Here is an 18,601-nt window from a genome sequence, read left to right as displayed (position 1 = left end):
CAACCCTTCCCGCTGAGGGAGCCACACCCAGAATGCAAATCGATTTCCATAACGGTGTCACCTATATCGTGGCCCGTTTGGCTGGGTTCGATCACCCAGAAGCCGATGTCATTGCCCACTGCGCCCAATATGTCGATGACGCCACAAATTCTGGCTTAATTCGCTTTAACAATGGCACCGTATTTAATCACATTAGTTCTGCCCATAAACTGCTGGATTATCGAAATTTTCGCCAGCTGGCAAACTATCAAGTTTGGATTCCGTTTCATTTTTTACCAGGGAATGAGGGACTGGCCGCTCACCAGAACCCCAATGGCACCTTTATCAATAAATTAATTTGCCGCCCCAACAGCCATGTCGCCCAGGATATGTTGCGAGAATGTATCCAGCTTCACCAGACCCATCATGGTCTATATCGGCTGGGTATCGCCATGCATGTTTATGCCGATACTTGGGCTCACCAAGGGTTTGCAGGCGTTAACCACCAGGTCAATGAAGCCACCAAACTGATTGACGCCCGAGGCAACCTCGACCGCAAATTCACTAAAAAGGTCAAAGCCTACTTCAAAAAGAATCTGGTCGACAATCTCACAGGCCATCTGCTCAGCGAAGTCTTTCCCCTGGGACATGGAGCGGTCTTAGGGCATCCCGACAAGCCGTTTCTGAAATGGGGCTATACCAACGGTCTCAACGAGAAAATTATCCGAAACAATCCGACAGACTATCTTGAAGCCGCCGATCATATGTGTCAGTGGTTGCGACGCTACCGATTGGGGGATCCGAATGCCCTCGTCCCCGGACTGCCTGCAGCGGATAAAGCTGTAATTGCTGAATACTTACAATCCATTACCCATAAGGATAATGAGGTGCGGTATCGGCAGTGGCTCGACTTAATCAACCAGGGGCGATTTAGTTTCGGCAGTGCCCATCTGTCCTATATCCATAAAGGCATCGGTTCTTGGAAACATAATGCGATCGGCACCGAAGCTTTTCTAGATACGGGTGAAGAAATCTTTCAGTATTACCCCAGTTTTCTAGAAAGCCATTGGAAACGGTTCCACGAAGCCTTAATCGCCCATCGCTCCTATATTGTTGATACCTTGCTTCCCCAGTACAACATTCATGTTGGGGGGAATAAAGCCGTTAAACTAACCCGCTGACACCAGTAAAGTTTTGGCAACCACCTGCAATAGATCCTGATGAACAGTCGCCGAAGTTGCCACAATCAGGCCCGGTCTTTGGTAATTCTGGCTGGTATGTAAGGGGGGCATCGGCTCTCCCGTTAAGGTGGTGATCATACAGCCTGCTTCTTGGGCTAGGAAAGCAATGGCAGCCCCGTCAATAAATTTTCCCGATTCCAAAATCGCCCCTGCTAGCTCTCCCTTGAGGATAGCGTTGATATTGGGGGCAAACTGCTCGTCGGAATAGGCCGTTTTTAAGTCGTTGATTTGGTAGTCAGGACCAACATCGGGAATCTGATCCGACAGTCCCCAACCCAAATAGATTAGGGGTTTAGGGTTCTCTATCTGTAGCTTCTGGCACTGGTCCAGAGAGGCATTGAGTGGACCAGAAAACGTACCCATGCCTCGCAGAGCATAGTAATAGCAATCTTGGGCCGGAGAAATGGCTAATACGGCTTCGTACTCATCCTGATTAAGGACACCCACAATAATCTGGTAGTTATCATGGCCATCCAGGTAAAAACGAGTGCCATCAATGGGGTCGAGGGTGACTAAATAATCTCCCTCCGGTCCTAAATCAATGGCTCGGAAATATTTGGTATTAGCTGTTTTTTCATACTCTTCCCCGTAGAAGCGGATTTGAGGATAAGCTCCCAACAGGGCCACTTCTACTAAGGTTTGAATGGACAGATCGGCATCCGATAAGGCCGCACCAAAGTGATTGTGCTGATTCGTTTTTTCCGGGCGAGCCGCAATGACGGACTGAATATTTTTGGAATAGGCAGCGGCTAATCTTAAGGGCGGCAGTAATGTTTCTAGGATCTGCCGAGGCGTGGGTGAGTTAGACATAGTTTCCATCGTTTACGGGCAAACAACCCCTTCTTACCTTAACTAGGTTAACGTCAGGTATGGGATGGGTTATTGATAAGGTCTAATGGAACGATTTAATTTGCAGGTTTTAGGGCGATTTTGGAAAATTGCCATTAGCTATTGGAATAGCGAGGAGAAATGGAAAGCCAGGGGATTGCTCCTGCTAGTGATGGTACTTTCTCTGGGGTATACCGGCTTAAGCGTACTTCTCAACAATCGCCGAGGAGTAATGATTTCTGCCCTTTCCGCCCAGGATGAAGCCCGATTTTGGCAAACCATTATGATTTTTCTGGGGGTGCTGGTGGCTTATGCACCTATTTTTGCAGGTTATACCTATTTGCGCGATCGCTTAGGGTTACAGTGGCGACGCTGGCTGACGAATCGCTACGTGGATAACTACTTTAGCAATCGCGCCTACTACAATCTCAACAACCTCCATACAGATATCGATAACCCGGACCAGCGAATTGCCGAAGATGTTAAAAGTTTTACCCAAGAATCCCTGACCTTTCTGCTGATTATTGTGGATTCCCTCTTGGGGATTATTGCCTTTAGCAGCGTGCTATGGAAGATTTCCTCTTCCTTAGTGTTGTTTTTGGTGCTCTATGCCGTCCTGGGTACCGTGGTGACGGTGGGGGTCTTTGGAAAAGGACTCGTCAGGCTCAATTTTGCCCAACTGAAAAAGGAAGCCGATTTCCGGTTTAGCCTGGTACGTATTCGCGAAAACGCTGAATCCATTGCCTTTTATCGGGGAGAACAGCAGGAAGCCGATCAGGTGAAAGAGCGGTTTATGGAAGCCTTTGATAATTTCAAGAACCTGATTATTTGGCAGTTGAATTTGAATGTGTTTTCCAATGCCTATGAGTTTTTGCCCTTTATCCTACCTGCCATTGTCGTCGCCCCTGGCATCTTTGCGGGTGAGCTAGAGGTGGGTAAAGTCTCCGAAGCCCAAGGCGCGTTTATTCGGATCTTCTTTTCGTTGAATTTGATTGTGGCCCGTTTCCAAGAGTTAACCTCCTTTGGGGCAGGCATCGACCGTCTCTATACCTTTGCTGAAAGTTTGGAACAGCCGAGCCAGACGGAAGAGGAATCGACAGAGTCTGATGCGGAAGAAGAACTCACCCAGCCCACTTTTACCGTAGAGGAAGGGGAAGGCTTATCTCTAGTTGAACTAACCCTGATGACCCCCAATTATCAGAGGACTTTAATTACCGATCTCTCTATAGCGTTGTCTGAAGGCGAAGGGCTGTTGGTCAAAGGGCCAAGTGGATGTGGCAAGAGTTCCTTACTGCGAGCGATGGCCGGGTTATGGAATTCGGGCCAAGGTACCATCCACCGTCCTCAACCTGGTGATATCCTTTTCCTACCTCAACGACCCTATATGATTGTGGGCAGTCTCCGGGATCAGATGATTTATCCCAATATGGAGATTGAGGCCAGTGACGAAGAACTCAAGGCCATTTTGCAGCAGATTAATCTACCGGACTTAGATGAACGGTTTGAGGGATTTGATGCGGTAGAAGATTGGTCTTCGGTGTTGTCGTTGGGTGAACAGCAGCGGCTCACCTTTGCTCGGCTGTTACTGAATAAGCCCCAATATGCCATTCTCGATGAGGCTACGAGTGCTTTGGATTTGAGTAATGAAGCTTCTCTCTATCAGCAGTTACAGCATCTGGAAACCACCTTTTTGAGTGTAGGCCACCGATCAACGTTAACGAACTACCACGAGCGCACCTTAAAGTTAGCAGCAGATACGACTTGGGAGTTGTCTGAGTCTGAGAAAGTGGAGAATGCGATCGCATAACCTGGATTGCTCAGGCGCATAATGGGGAGGCTCAACTTACTCTTCTGAGAAAGGGTTGCCTCTGTCCATTACACCTACTAAACATTGAGAGAAGATCATCGAAAGTGGCTGATCAATTAGCTAAATTACTAAATCATACCAAATCCGACTCATTAACCCCCGAAATATCTTATCTGTCAAGCTGGCCACCAATGGTAGTGAGTGAGAGCTTGAATGTCTGATTGCATTGTCATTAAAGTTCGACAGCGCTGCTCGAGCACATCTTCCAACTCATCCAGGGTCTCAAAGCATCGATTGGCCAGTGGTTCATCCGCTAGCCGCCACAACCGTTCAGCGGGCTGTAGCTCTGGAGAATAGGGGGGTAAAACCTTCAGATGAATGCCTTTAGGTACCACCAGATTTTTACAGGTATGCCATCCGGCTCCATCGAGAACGAGAAGAATCTGTTTGTGCTTTCCCGCTCCAACTTGCTGAGCAAAGCTTTGTAGGGCTTGATTAAACCATTCTCCATTGACCCGAGGCAGAATGAACCATTCGGTATTGCCAGTTGCGGGATGAACGAATCCATACAGATAGGTCCATTCATAGCGATGGTCCACCTCAGCAATTGGACGCTGACCCACAGGCGCCCAAATCTTTCGAATAATGGGTTTAAGGCCTAAACGATGTTCATCAAAGGACCAAACTTCGACCTGAGCCTTAGGGTAGCGTCGCTCCAATTCTGCTTTGTACTCAGGCAGTTTCTTAAAGCGGCTTGGGCCTCTGGTTCACCTTTACGGTGGTGAGGACGTGGGCATTGCAGGGACTGCTCCAATCGCTTGAGATAGTCCCAACCGCGTTGGGGCCAAACCTTATCGACTCCTGTCATCTGAGCGATGACCTGGGCTACTTTGGGGCCGTTCCATAGACCACCGTCGGCGGGTGGGGTTTGTAGACGAGTCAACAATTGTGCACATTGGTCTTGAGTCAGAAGACTGCGAGATTGATGAGGTCGCTTATCTTTGCGTCGGTTGCGTAACCCATGGGCGCCATTGTGGTTATACTCCCTGACGATTTCTCGAGCGTAATCGTAGTTGAGACCGACCACTTGGGCTGCTTGAGTTAGCGTTGTTTGCTCACTGACGAGCCACAGCAGATGCCAGCGGCGCGATTCTACTGGGTCTTGGCTGGCTCGATAATGAGACTTCAGCTCGTCAGGCGAAAAATGGGGTTCGAGATATAGTTTTCTTGGCATTCTCTAATTATGCATTATATCGGAGTTATATAAATCGGATTTGGTATAAGGCGGTAAATACCAAACTTCACATCCTGCTTTTTCCACCAATTCCTAGATTCGTCCTCCCTTGAGAAAGGTGGCATTATCAATCACCAGCTTTTGCCCAGGTTTGAGCAAAGGTATCAAGCAACGCTCCAGCCAAATTTCAAATACCGTCCGGTTGCAAACCGTTTCGATCGTGAACGGGGCCATCAACTGCTTTGCCCTCAACGCCGCAATCATATTGACTCGACCGCTTCTACGCCCAGTCTTCAACAAATAAACCCGCTCACCAGCTCAATACATTGTTGAAACAGTATGAAATTGATCTTGAAGGTTTGAGCCTTCAACTCTCTGAACTAATTTGAATAATGTACAGATTTGGCTTGCGCTTGATGTCACCACTCGCAAGATTCTGCTAATTATTGCCAGATTGACTGATTTGGACTGTACGCATTTTTTCAAGTTCAGCAGTGAGCAATTTTACTTGTGTTTGAGCCGCTCTTAGCTGCAATTGATTATGGATTCGAGCCTTCACTTCCGTACTCTCGAAAGGTTTGGTAATGTAGTCTGCTCCCCCAACTGTAAAAGCTTTTACCTTATCCGCATTACTGCTTAAGGCACTCATAAAAATAATGGGAATATTCGCGGTTTCAGGATCTTGCTTGAGCTTTGCGCAGATTTCGTAACCTGAGAAATCAGGCAAAATAATGTCTAGCATAATTAAATCGGGAGGTGCAGCAGTAATACATTGCAAGGCAATATCTCCAGTCACAGCCCGTCGAATTTTATAGGGCGAATCCGACAATATCCCTACTAAAACCTTGAGATTATTCAAGTTATCATCAACGATTAAGATGTTGGCAGCCTGAGGAGTTGTCAGTTGCATTGCGATGAGTAGCTATGATTAATTTCACTTGGGCTTATTTTGCCCAAGGTCTAACGCTTCTTGGGCAAAATAAACCAATTTATCAAATCGCAAGGTATCGAAGTATTCCATGAGTTTTTTGATTAATGCTGGCTCCTTTGCTTGAAAGGCCATCAATAGATGAAAGACTGCCTCTTCTTCTAAGGTGATCGCCGCTTGCTTAAGATCAAGTAAGTGATCTGCTGGCCATAACGATAAATGCTGTTGGATTTCTAAGTCAGTCCAGGTTTTGACTTCACTTTCATTAGACGCTTCATCCTGGGTTGGGTCATAGATATATTCCACCCCCAAGAACGTAGCCAGAACATTGAACAGTTCTTCTTCCTTAAAGGGTTTGCAAATAAAACTATCGCATCCCGCTTCTTGCGATTCCTTTTGGGTACTTTCAAAAACGCTGGCGGTCAATGCAATAATCACTGTCCTCTTCTCAGTGGATTGCGTCGTGGAAGGGGGAGTGGAACACTGTGCTTCCAGATAGCGAATCTGTTGCGTGGTTTGATAGCCATTGAGTACTGGCATCTGCCAATCCATTAGGATTAGATGGGGACGCCAAGTTCGCCATAGATCAATCACAGACTGACCATCTTCAGCTGCTCGAACCTGAAAGCCGACACTTTGCAGTAGCTTAACCATAAGTTGTCGATTTTCAGGGTGGTCCTCTGCAATCAGAATCCGTTGTTCCGCTTGATCAGGAGCGAGTCTCACCACAGTTCCGGGAGAATTACACCTTTGAGCTGGTGGAGTTACCGCGATTTTAACTGGAATTTGAATTTGGACCTTTGTCCCTTGGCCTTCTTTGCTAGAGAGATGAATATCTCCCTGCATCAGCTGTACAAATTGGCGACTGATGGCAAGCCCTAAACCAGTTCCCTCAAAGGACTGCCGCCCCGCATAGGCTTGTGTAAACAGATTAAAAAGAGTGGGTAATTCGTCGTCAGCAATGCCTACCCCCGTATCTGTAACAGTGATCTGCAAGAGCGTGTCGTTTTCCAAGGTTGGCTCAAGCGTTATGACTTCATTGTCAGAACTATTGTCACTGATCTGTTCACTTACAGATTGCAGGGGAAGGGTGGATACTGCTAAGGTGACTGATCCTACTTCCGTAAACTTAATCGCGTTACCTAAAACATTTATGAGCACCTGACGTAGCCGACTTTCATCACTCACAATATATTGAGGTAAATCAGGTGGAAGCTCAAAGTCAAGACGCAATTGGCGGGCTTCAGCCTTAAGGTTAAACATCTCAAACAGAGATTCTAGAAGCGCTCTCAGATCAAACTGCCCCTGATTCAGATCAACTTTTCCAGCCTCAATCTTGGACATTTCTAAAACGTCATTGATTAAGTTGAGCAGATGGGCACCACTGCTATTAATCGTTCTCAGGGTCTGCTTTTGCTCTAGGGTCAAATTCTGATCACGGCTGAGTAGCTGACTAAAGCCAAGAATCGCATTTAAAGGTGTGCGTAGCTCATGGCTCATATTGGTAAGGAAAACACTTTTTGCCTGATTTGCGGTCTCAGCAGCATTTTTGGCCTCACGTAAGTCTTTGAGTAAATTCGCTTGCTGCAGCGCTACTCCTAATTGGGCTCCCACTTTTCTAAGCAGTTTCAACTCTAAATCTTGCCAATGTCGGATTTGAGAATGTTGATAGGCAGCTAATAAGCCCCATAGTTTCTCACCCACAAATACAGGTACAACCATAAAGGCGCGGATATGAAACCGTTCCAACATGGCAAGATGACAATCTGTGTAGCCTTGCTCATAAATATCGGCCACTACGGTTGTTGCTTGGTGGCGATAGCGTCCTCCCTGGGTTTCTTGTAGATAGGTATCCTCCCAGTTAGTCGTGGTATTAGCCGTCACCAGGGGAAGGAATGAGCTGTCCGATGCCTCAAAAATAAATTCACCGGACCAGTCCGGTAAGAAATGATAGACAACAACGCGATCGCATTCTAGAGACGCTCGTACCTTTTCTGTTGTCGCTGTAAAAATATCGTTAATATCTAAGCTTTGACGAATTTGGCTGACAATCTGAGCAACATTGCGGTCATGGTTAGCAATTAAAATTTCCCGCTTGCGTTGGGTATCAACATACTTCAGAGCAGTCTGTAAGTCTTGCGAACGCTGCTGAGTCTCTTCTAAACGTTCTGCTTGCCTTAAGGCTTCACTCAGATGGTCCGCCACCTCCTGAATAAATTGGGTTTCGTAGGGTTGCCAAACTCTAGGGCCGCTGCATTGGTGGATACATAACAACCCCCATAATTTCTCTCCCTGGCGTAAAGGGACGACGAGATTTGCCCGAACCTGAAACCGCTCCAAAATTCGAATGTGACAATCGCTCAGATTTTGGGCATAGATATCTGAAACAGCAAACACCCGCCCTTGCTGATATTTATTGGCATAATTATGACCAAAACAATCGTCGCGTACATTAGCGGCTAAAGCAGAGGCAAAAGGCGATACTACTTTTTCAGCAACAAAGCATCCCGTTGTATAGTTGGCAGCTGGATCCAGTTTGAAGATGGCGACTCTATCAGCCTTTATTAATTCCAAAACCCGCTGAACAGAGGTTTCAAAAATAGTTTGGGTTTCCAGACTCTGCCGAATCTCTTTGGTAACCTCCAATAATAAAATCGCTTGCTGAAGTTGGGTTTGAAGAGCTACTTCAGAAGTCTGACTTGGAAGCGTTGTAGATTGAGGATCTAATTGCATTGGCTCTGAGCGATGAGACAAATGTATGCCACGATTGGCCATTCTTTAGTAATCGTGCATGAGTTACACACAGCTCTCCTAGCGTTAGGATGCCCCGCATTTGTGTAGATTTCCCAATTATTTCCCAAAGTCCTTATACAGGATAAAGATCCACCTGTTACCGGAGGCTCAGTATTGTGGGCATCACAGTTTGAGAATTTTTTTGCTAGATCCTGGTTGTCGGCACTTTTTTAGGTGCTCTGTGTTTTTCAACACAGTTACTGAATTGGGGTGTGAGCAATAATGAATATTATATAAATATATTCATTATTCACTTAACGTTTACATTATGCCTGATCTAGAAGAAGTCCCTCAACAGGGAACGAAACGCTATCTACCAGCCCCGCCTGGCCCACCAGGGTATTTGCTCTTTAAGCTTCCCTCCCTGCAAAAGACGCCCATTGAATACCTGGGCACGCTCCATCAGGAGTATGGGGATTTAGTCCGATTGCCGATCATGCCGGGTTTGACGCTGTACTCAGCCATTCATCCCGACCATGCAGAGCATATTTTATCCACATACCCAAACCGATATGGCAAGCCTGATTTTTTCCTAAAGCCAATGGGATTAGTTCAGGGGCAGGGGTTATTTACCAGCGAAGGTGACTTGTGGCAGAAACATCGACGGTTGATGCAGCCTGCTTTCCAGCAGAAAAAGTTGGTTTATATCCATACTGTGATGCTCAAATGCGTTCAGTCCCTGATTCGGGAATGGGAAGAAAAGCCCGAGGGAGCAGTCATTGATATCGCGGCTGAAATGACCCGCCTGACTCTCCAGATCGTTAGTCTAGCCCTGTTTAGTGTCGATATCAGTCAAGAATCTGATGCTTTGGGTAAAGCCTTCCGAACGGCATTGGCGTATGTTTACTTTCGTCTGACTTCCCCCCTTGCCGTGCCGGTTTGGCTGCCCACACCTCGAAATTTAAAATTTCGCCAAGCCAAACAAACCTTGAATCGTATCGTTTTAGATATTATTCAATCGCGTCGCTATGATCGGACCGAACATTATGATTTGCTATCCATGTTGCTGACTGCCCAGGATGCAGAGACTCAAACAGGAATGAGCGATCGCCAATTGCAAGATGAAGTCATTACCCTGATCAATGCAGGCCATGAAACGATGGCCACAGCGTTAGCCTGGACTTGGTATATTCTGGGCACCCATCCTCATATCCTGACCAGGATAGAGGATGAAATCAACACTGAATTGGGTGCAGAGGCTCCCAGTTTTGAGACATTGCCGCAACTCGAATATACCGGACGTGTCTTTGATGAGTCTTTGCGGCTTTATCCACCGGGAATAGGGCTAGCGCCGAGAATGGCACTGGAGCGGGATGAGCTGCAAGGATATGCTATTCCCAAGGGTGCCATTATTAATATCAACAGTTACTTTACGTCTCGCCATCGCCAGTATTGGGATGATGCTGAGCAGTTTGATCCAGATCGCTTTCTACCTGACCAAGTCCATCGCCACAAGTATGCCTATCTCCCCTTTGGGGCCGGCCCCCATGTCTGTATTGGTAAGAATTTTGCCCTGATGGAGGCGAAGACAATTTTGGCAGCGATCATTCAAAAGTTTAGGATCTCGTTAGTGCCAAATCAGCCAATTGAAATTGATCCAAGATTCACCCTGCGTCCAAAATATGGCATTAAAGTGACGATCCACCAAAAGACTGATCGATATGCAGCGACTGGATGAGGCCAAACGAGACGCGATCTTGCAAGCGGCAAAGCAACGGCTGAGTCAATATGGGGTCAAGAAAACGACCATGCAGGAAATTGCTAAGGATGCAGGTATAGCGGTTGGCACACTCTATCTATATTTCAAGAATAAGAATCAGATTTTGATTGCGGCAGCTGAGGCGTATGTTCAGCAACATATGCTTGATTCAAATCAGATTTTACAGTCACCGTTGCCAGCCCCTGAAAAGCTTAAACGTTATCTGGTTAATCGTTTCCGTGCTGTTCAAGACCATCGTTTAAGCGGAACTCATGCGGCAGAACTCGCTCGGGCGGTGATGCGCCTTAAACCAGAGCTGCAGGAAGAAGAAAGTCAGGTGGTTAGAGATAATGTTGCGTTTCTACTTAAAGAAGGGATTAAGGCAAACGTTTTTAAGGTTGAGAACTTTGAACAAGATCTGAAGGTGTTCTTGTACTCCATTGGGTATTTTTTCCCCAAGCCGACAGCAGAAGACCACTATGAATTGGATGAAAAGAGTCTAGAAATGGTAATTGAGTGGTTTATTCGCCAATGGCAAGGGTGAGTTTTGCAAAGCTAGAATCAACGTCCAGTTCTGCCATCCTCTTCCCTACCTGGGGAGGATGGTTTGGGCTGCACTGGCAACTTCACTTCTATTGTGGTTCCCTCACTCGGATGGCTGGTGATTTTGACTTGGCCTTGATAACGGGCCGTGCGCTCACGAATCCCCACTAGTCCAAATCCTGCTATATCTGCCACATCTTGGGGTTCAAAGCCCAGGCCATCATCCGTGACACAAAGGCTAACCTCTTGGTCCGTAAAGGTCAGGGTAACGGTGAGGGTTTGAGCCTGGGCATGGCGGAGGGCGTTGGTTATGGCTTCTTGACCAATGCGGAGGAGATTGAGCTGCAGCCCTTCTTCTAGAAGAATGGGAGTCCCCTGAATTTGGAATTCAGTCTGTAAGGACGTATTGAGAGTCATCTGGGTAAGATTTTTCTGGAGCGCTTTGACAAGCGTTTCGCTTTCCAGTGCTTGGGAGCGCAGGGCGTGAACCGAACGACGGGCTTCAGAGAGTCCCTGACGGGTGAGGTCGCGGGCCTGGTCGAGATAGCTTTTTGCAGTTTCCGGCTGTTGGTTCATGATATTTTTAGCGGCTTCCAACTGCAGGGAGATGCCCGTGAATGCCTGGGCCAGGGTATCGTGGATTTCGCGGGCCAGTCGGTTGCGCTCATCAGTAAGGGCATTGGTGCGGGCCTGCTCCGCCAGACGGGTGAGGTGAATGGCGAGGGTGGCTTGATTAGTGAGAGCCTGGACAAATTCGAGCTGTTCTGTGCTGAGAACCGTCTGATCGCAAAAGGCGAACCCAATAAATCCAATGGGTTGGTTGCCGATTTTCATACAAGCACAGGTGGCAGACTGGTGGCCTCGGGAGGTGTGCCACTCTACGGTTGTCGGCCAGAAGAATTCTGCTGCATCAGGATTGTTTTCATCCAGGGTAACTGGCTTAGGGGCATTAAGGAGGATTTGCCAAAATGCGGTGATATCAACTGGAATATCGGTGTGGAAAATTTCGGGATCGCCAGGGGCATTGCCTGAATAGACCGTGTTGTTTTGAACGGCAAGTTGGGAGTGCAAGGTATGGGTTTCGGCATCATACAAAAAGAGGTGGGTATCATCCGCGCCGATTTGCTCGATGATTTGGGTCAAGATTTGACCGAGGAAACGATCTAGTTCTGGCTCAGTGGTGAGGGCATCCAGAGTTTGAGAAATGGCCTCATTGGTCTTCGCCAGCTCTGCCGCTCGTTCTCGGGCAGCCTTTTCTTGCTCTTGCAAAATTGCGGCTTGTTTGGCTTCATCGGCTAGGCGGGTGAGTTGAATGGCAACAATCGCTTGGTTCGCCAGCGCTTGCATAAATTCGAGCTGTTCATCGCTGAGGACGGTGCGATCGTAGAAGCAGAATCCAATGTAACCAATCGGTACATCCCCTGCTTTCATGGGAATACAGGTAATCGCCTTATGACCCTGTGCTTTGTGCCACACTAACGTTTCTGGCCACCAAATTTCTTCGTCGTAGGGCAGGGTCTCGTCATAGGTGAGGGGACGTTCACCATTGATGATGGCATCCCACCCAGGGGTTATATCGGCTGGAATAGGATGGCTGAGCATTTCGGGGTCGTTTGGCCCAGCACCGAGATAAATATGTCCGTCTTGTACGGCAACGCGCTGAGTTAGGGTATGGGTAGGCTTGTCGTAGAGGAATAGATGCACCTTACAAGCATTGAGTTGTCGAGCCATTTCGGCAATGATTGCACCTAAAAATTGATCCAACTCGGGACTGGCCACTAAGCTGGTTAGACTTCTTGCGATCGCTTCATTGGTTTTGGCTAGCTCCGCCGCCCGCTCCCGTGCAGCTTTTTCCCGCTCTGCCAGAACCGCTTTTTCGGCTGTTTCCCGAGCTTGACGGCTGCGATCGCGTTCCACAGCACCCCCCACTGCAGAAGCAGCCGTTTCTAAAACCGCAATTTCGGTATCGCTCCAGACCCGCTCTTCCACACAATCATCTAATCCTAATAATCCCCACCATTCACCGCCCACTGTAATGGGAACGCCCACAAGAGAGAGAACTTGCCCTGGTTGACGATCTGCGGGCTTGATACCGTCCAATTCACTGGCCAGAAATTGAGTCGCCCGTCCTGCTTTGAGGGGAGCGGTTAAATGATCAGGAAAGCGATCAATGGGGACCGGGAAATGAGCCCCTACCTCCATTTTGGAGGGAATCTGAGGGGCATCCCACTCCAGCATCAGGTTAAACAACAGTTGGCCTGTTTGCTCATCTAGTGAATTCCGCAAAATATAGGCCCGACACTGGCCCGTTCCCTCACCCAAAATTTTCAGCATTGTGGGTAATGCCGTAGCCAGGTCTTCATTAGCTACCAAACTCTGGGCGGCAGCATTAACACTATTGAGTAACGTATCGCGCTGTTGAAGTTGGCGATTGTAGATCTCCAGGGCAGCAGCTCGTTTTTGGGCCGCTTGTTCCCGCTCGTGCTGCAGAAGGGTATCGCGTTCAGCCTGTTCGCGATCGCAGCTCATTTGCTCTCGATAGATAGCACTACCGATACAGGTGGCAACGGTTTTAAACACGGCTAATTCCGCAGAGGTAAGCTGCCGCAATTCACGGCAGTAATCCATAAACATCACCCCCCAGAACTCCGTCTCAATAAAGATGGGGACGGCATAGGTCGAGAGGGTACCAAGGCTCCGCATTGTGTTGCGAAAGGGTTCGGGCTGTTCTTCTACGGGGCCACCGACGGGTTGGCCTGTCATCAAATGCCAGGTCCACTCAGCAAAGTCACTGGCAGGCATTTGGTGAAGTTCTAGGTCGTCGATTTGAGCCGCAGTACCCGCTGAGTCCCATTCATAAAGGATCTGGAAATGACCTAGCTCAGTCGCATCAGCAACATGACGCATCACGCCCAGGCGATCGCTCTCTAGATTGGTGCCAATCGTCTGCAGAGCCGTGTTAACACTGGTCGAGATATCGGCGGTTAGGAGCTGGTTGGCAGCGGTAGCGGTGGTCTCTAGCCAACGATCTCGGGTGGTCAGGACTTGGTTTGCCGCTTCTAGCTCTACTGCACGGGCCGCCCTTTCCCGTTCGATTAGGGCAGTGCGCTCGGCAGCTTCACGGGCTTTGCGGATGCGATCGCGATCAATGGCATTGCCGATACAATCCGCTACCGTTTGTAGGGCCGTAAGTTCAGCTACGCTACGCTGCCGCTGCTGGCGACAATCTCCAAACACCACGGTGCCCCAATACTGCTCGCGCAAAATAATAGGGACCGCATGTAACGTTTGGATGTTCATAAACGCCATAGAACTACGAAACGGCTCCATCATCTGTTCCGTTTTGATGCTAAAACTTTCACCTCGTTGATGTATCTTGTAGAGCTGTTCAGCACCACCATAGGTTCCTTGCATGGGGTCTGGATAGCAAAGGTCGGCGACAGGGGTCATCTCAGGAATGGACCACTCATGAATCACTAGCCAGTGCCCAGGGCTGGTTTCGGTGAGATCCTCAAGATGTTGGGCAATGCCGACTCGATCTGTTCCTACGGCTTCCCCAATGAGTTGGAGTGCTTGCTTAATTTCACCTTCAAAGTCCTTATCTGTTAGCAAAACATTGGCTGCTGCTGCAGTGGCTTCGAGGATGCGATCGCGGTTTGCCAATTCTAGGTTATGTGTCTCTAGCTCAGCCGCATAAGCCTGAGCAGCAGCCTCTCGTTCCTTGCGGGTTCGATCACGCGCAATAGCGCTACCTATACAGTTTGCTAATGTTTTCAATGCTTCTAGTTCAGCTTCACTGCGCCGCGTGAGCTGATGACAATCATCAAAAGCGATTACCCCCCAATAATCGCCCTCAACCATAATTGGAATAGAGTAGGTAGATTTGACTCCTAACTCTATCTGACCACTACGAAACGGTTCGGGTAACTCATCAATGATTCCTCCAAAGATCTGGCCTTGACGGAGTGATTCATAGATAAACTCAATGCCTTCATCGCTAACTTTTACCAGTTCAGGATGCTCTATTTGGCTGGTCGTCCCAGCAGAAACCCACTCATTTAAAAACTGAATGTAGATTGGTTCTTCTGTCGATGACGCATCGATGTGCTGCCCAAGCAAGATTCGATCCACTTCTAGCCCATGCCCCACAATCGCTAATGCTGTATTAATAGCACTATCAAAGTTCTCGTCAGTGAGCATGATATTAGCTGCTGCTGCCGTGGCTTCTAAGATGCGATCGCGTTCTGCCAACTCAGCAATTCTTGCTTTAGCGACCGTCTCCCGTTCCTGCAATAAAGCGGTTTGTTTTGTTTCTTCAGCTAGCTGCGTCAGCTGCATAGCCAACGCCACTTGATTGGCAAGAGCATATCCTAGCTTAATAGTCTCCTCAGATAACTCTCGTTCCTTAGGTAAGAAAATTGCGATCGCGCCTAAAGATTGCTGACCCAGAATAATCGGAAAGTTAATGGCATGATCTGGTAGATCAACGCCGCGATCTCGACACCAAGAATAGAGATTGTCGTACAACGGCTCTACGAACGGATTATTGGGTGAAATATCAATCTCAACGTATTGCGTCCGCTTCGATAAATCATCTGCCTTAATCAACTCAGGTGGTATGGACAGACCATTGATGCCGTGATGTCCACCAAGCTGCTCTCCCGTTAGAACCTCACCATTAATGACAACTTGCTCTAAATACGCAACGTTTTCTTCGTCAGTACGCCAATTGCTCCAAAACTCTAGAAAAGGTGAATTAAATTGTTGGGCGATTGCCTTCAGCACCAAACCCAAGAAGCGAGACAGTTCGGGTTCAGCAACAAGGGTATCAATCGTTTCTTTCAGGACATGGTTCACCTTTGCCAACTCGGCCCCACGAGTCTGAGCTGCCTGTTCCCGTTCCTGTAATAAAGCTGTTTGCTTTGTTTCCTCAGCTAGGTTCGCAAGCTGAATAGCTAAAGCAGCCTGGTCTGCTAAGGCTCGAATCAGGTCTCGATCTTCATCCCTAAGATCAACCTCATGGTCAAAGGTGAGTCCTAGCATTCCGATAGGTTGATCGCCTGCAAATAAAGCCACAGCCGCCGCTTCTTTATGCCCAGACCGACGATGCCATTCAGCATTCCCAGGCCACATCAGGTCCGAATCGGTATACAAATAACCACCATATAAACCAATCTCACGGGTTTTACATAAATCCGGGTAGGCTGGCGTGATATCTGCTGGAAAGGGGTGTTGAAATAACTCGGGGTCCGTTGCAGATGCACCGATACAAACCTGTCCTTGTTTGACCGAAAGTCGCAACTCTAAGGTATTGGTCGGCGTGTCATGTAAGAATACATAACCGGAAAAAGCGCCAGCAGCCTGATTGATTAAGTGGGTAACATGACCTAAAAAAGCATTGAGATCCGTTTGACTTGCAAGATTCGTGAGACTGGTTTGTAAAATACTGTTGACTTGAGATAGCTCTTCAGCACGCGCCTGAGCCGTTGCTTCGCGTTCTTTACGGGTGCGATCGCGTTCAATGGCGCTGCCAATACAAGCCGCCGCTGTTTCTAGAACAGCGATTTCCGCATCGCTCCAAACCCGCTCGGCCTTACAATCATCGAAACCTAACACTCCCCACCAATGACCGGATATGTCAATTGGTACGCCAACTAAAGACTTTGTTTGTTCAGTTTCATTGTGTTTAGGTGCAGCCCCTTCCAAATCTCTCGTTAAAAACTGAGCAACTCGACCTTCCAAAATCGGCTGAGTTGCAACTTCAGGAAAGTCATGAAATCGAATCGGGAACCTACTGACTTTCTGAGAAGAGATAATTCCTGGCGCTACCCATTCAAAGGGCATCTCAAGCAGAATTTCTTCCGTTTCAGCCTCCACCACATTCTCAAACACATAAACCCGATCCTGCTGCGCTCCTTCCCCCAAAATTCGCAACGCCTCTGGAATCGCCTGCTCTAGCTCACTCGTTGCAACTAAGCACTGCGCTGCTGCATTTACACTCTTTAGTAATGCATCTCGCCGCTGTAGTTCCGCTAGATTATCGCGCCGTTCCAGCGCTCCTGAGAAACTCGCCGCTGCTGTCTCCAGCACGGCAATCTCCGCCTCGCTCCATACCCGTTCTGTGGTGCAATCATCAAAGCCAAAGTTCCCCCAGTAATAACCCTCTAAAAAAATGGGTACTGTGAGCACTGACAGCGCCTGTTCCTGGACTTGTTTATCCTGCCCTAACACTGACATTTCTCGGGCCAATTTTTGTACAGGTTGGCCCGTCTTTAAATCAGATAGCCATTCGCGATACCCCTCAATTTCGTCGTAAAACATTGGAAATTGATTGGGAAGCTTACTTGCTTTGACAACACCTGCAGTTGTCCACTCATAGGGACAGGTTGCGAACTCTCTATGGGTATTCAGCTCTATATGATTCTGATAGACAAAGATGCGATCGCTTTCTGCTGCAGTTGCGATCGCTTCCAGAGCACCATTGACCGCCGTATCAAAATCTGCGATCGCCAATAACCGCCTCGTAGCCTCAGCGACCCCCGCTAGCAGCCGCTCTTGCCTTGATAAATCAGATCTGAGCAAATTCTGATGCCCGTCTGCTCGAACTTCAGTAGTCATCACAACTGACCTCTTCTGACTGGCATTCTCAAATGCTACCGTAATCCACGAAAAAATCCCCTAGTCCATCGATCAGGAATAGCGGTCAATCAATCATCAGAGTGCGTCTCCTGAGGGTAGCCGACGTAATAACACCAGAAATTATGGTAGAACACAGCTCTAATATCACTGATAGCCCCTTGTGTCTTAATTGATTAGAGCAACAGAGTTGAACCTCCGTAGCCATAGAGCCTTCAATCTTGATAATCAGCCTAGATATAGCCTCAAAGTCCCCCAGAATGGGGGATTTAGGGGGCCTGGCGGTTGCTCTAGATATAGCCTTAAAGTCCCCTAGGATAAGGGATTCAGGGGGCCTGGTGGTTGCTAAAACAAACGGCAGAAATCTCAGCATTAATCAATTTGCAGTCCTGAGATAGACCTTTCACCACTTTTGTACAACATGACGAAATAACCATTCACTGACTTTAGTACAGGACAAACTTTTGTAAGCTAGCGAGGGGTAGTTTTTAAGGAGAGCACGACTCCTCACAACTAGATCCGATGTTTTTCTATCCAAAAGCCTCAATTATGCTGCATTAGCCCCCTAAATCCCCCATTCTGGGGGACTTTGATTGTCCATCAATGCTTTTGCTCACTTGCCTGTCGGATTTGCTGAAGTACATGATCTAGGTGGTGCATAACGTCTGAGTTATGGAATCGGATCACTCGGAGTTTAATTGGGCTTCCAAATCAACTTCTCAACGCGACTCATGATGACGACAGTGAGTGATGACTTCAATTTTTGTCCTGTACTGAGTTCTCTGAGCTGTAATCTTCAGCATTCTCATCAATAATCTGGAAATCCTTCAGATATCTTTTTGAATCCCTCAATCCTGCATCAGGGTTCTCTCAGAAATGAACCCTAGATTGGAAGTGTCGCTCTCCCCAACCA

At 47.9% G+C, this 18,601-nt stretch carries 10 protein-coding genes and 1 pseudogene; 4 read left to right on the top strand and 7 right to left on the bottom strand.

The window, feature by feature from the left end; genetic code table 11:
• Nucleotides 1–32 precede the first annotated feature (32 nt).
• On the top strand, nt 33–1,160 hold the full coding sequence (locus ON05_RS01605) for a DUF6765 family protein (protein ID WP_010476309.1): 1,128 nt from the start codon (nt 33–35) through the stop codon (nt 1,158–1,160).
• Here ON05_RS01605 and ON05_RS01600 read toward each other — a convergent pair.
• Nucleotides 1,149–2,030 carry an inositol monophosphatase family protein gene (locus ON05_RS01600; protein WP_029315370.1) on the bottom strand — a complete coding sequence of 294 codons (882 nt, stop codon included), beginning with the start codon at nt 2,028–2,030 and terminating at the stop codon, nt 1,149–1,151. The two genes, ON05_RS01605 and ON05_RS01600, sit on opposite strands and share 12 nt — an antisense overlap.
• A gap of 85 nt (nt 2,031–2,115) precedes the next feature.
• Here ON05_RS01600 and ON05_RS01595 point away from each other — a divergent pair, with 85 nt between their 5' ends.
• Entirely contained in the window at nt 2,116–3,855 is a 1,740-nt protein-coding gene (locus tag ON05_RS01595) for an ABC transporter ATP-binding protein/permease (protein ID WP_010476311.1), read from the top strand.
• Between the two features lie 176 nt (nt 3,856–4,031).
• Here the strand turns inward: ON05_RS01595 and ON05_RS01590 are convergent, their stop codons facing one another.
• The 5 genes and pseudogenes from ON05_RS01590 to ON05_RS01570 all read right to left on the bottom strand — a co-directional run bounded on the left by ON05_RS01590 (nt 4,032) and on the right by ON05_RS01570 (nt 8,750).
• Nucleotides 4,032–4,574, bottom strand: coding sequence for an IS630 family transposase (locus ON05_RS01590; RefSeq protein WP_262561049.1), 543 nt, complete (start codon nt 4,572–4,574; stop codon nt 4,032–4,034).
• Nucleotides 4,514–5,089, bottom strand: coding sequence for a winged helix-turn-helix domain-containing protein (locus ON05_RS01585; RefSeq protein ID WP_262561048.1), 576 nt, complete (start codon nt 5,087–5,089; stop codon nt 4,514–4,516). The genes ON05_RS01590 and ON05_RS01585 overlap by 61 nt, the downstream gene beginning before the upstream one ends.
• A 96-nt stretch (nt 5,090–5,185) precedes the next feature.
• Nucleotides 5,186–5,404 (bottom strand): annotated as a pseudogene (locus ON05_RS01580) (transposase); the annotation flags it as partial.
• Nucleotides 5,405–5,528: 124 nt separating this feature from the next.
• Entirely contained in the window at nt 5,529–5,999 is a 471-nt protein-coding gene (locus tag ON05_RS01575) for a response regulator (protein ID WP_010470100.1), read from the bottom strand.
• A 24-nt stretch (nt 6,000–6,023) separates the two neighbouring features.
• On the bottom strand, nt 6,024–8,750 hold the full coding sequence (locus ON05_RS01570) for a GAF domain-containing protein (protein ID WP_139025621.1): 2,727 nt from the start codon (nt 8,748–8,750) through the stop codon (nt 6,024–6,026).
• A 328-nt stretch (nt 8,751–9,078) separates the two neighbouring features.
• Here ON05_RS01570 and ON05_RS01565 point away from each other — a divergent pair, with 328 nt between their 5' ends.
• Nucleotides 9,079–10,488, top strand: a complete 1,410-nt coding sequence (locus ON05_RS01565) for a cytochrome P450 (protein ID WP_010470103.1) — start codon at nt 9,079–9,081, stop codon at nt 10,486–10,488.
• Nucleotides 10,472–11,053, top strand: coding sequence for a TetR/AcrR family transcriptional regulator (locus ON05_RS01560; protein WP_010470104.1), 582 nt, complete (start codon nt 10,472–10,474; stop codon nt 11,051–11,053). Before ON05_RS01565 ends, ON05_RS01560 begins: the two co-directional genes overlap by 17 nt.
• Nucleotides 11,054–11,070: 17 nt before the next feature.
• Here the strand turns inward: ON05_RS01560 and ON05_RS01555 are convergent, their stop codons facing one another.
• Nucleotides 11,071–17,670, bottom strand: a complete 6,600-nt coding sequence (locus tag ON05_RS01555; protein WP_010470105.1) for a GAF domain-containing protein — start codon at nt 17,668–17,670, stop codon at nt 11,071–11,073.
• Between the last annotated feature and the right edge of the window lie 931 nt (nt 17,671–18,601).

Origin of the sequence: Acaryochloris sp. CCMEE 5410 (assembly GCF_000238775.2) — a bacterium.
Classification (GTDB): Bacteria; Cyanobacteriota; Cyanobacteriia; order Thermosynechococcales; family Thermosynechococcaceae; genus Acaryochloris.
Note: the sequence above shows the minus strand (reverse complement) of the source record. Positions and strands in the feature narration are given on the sequence as shown.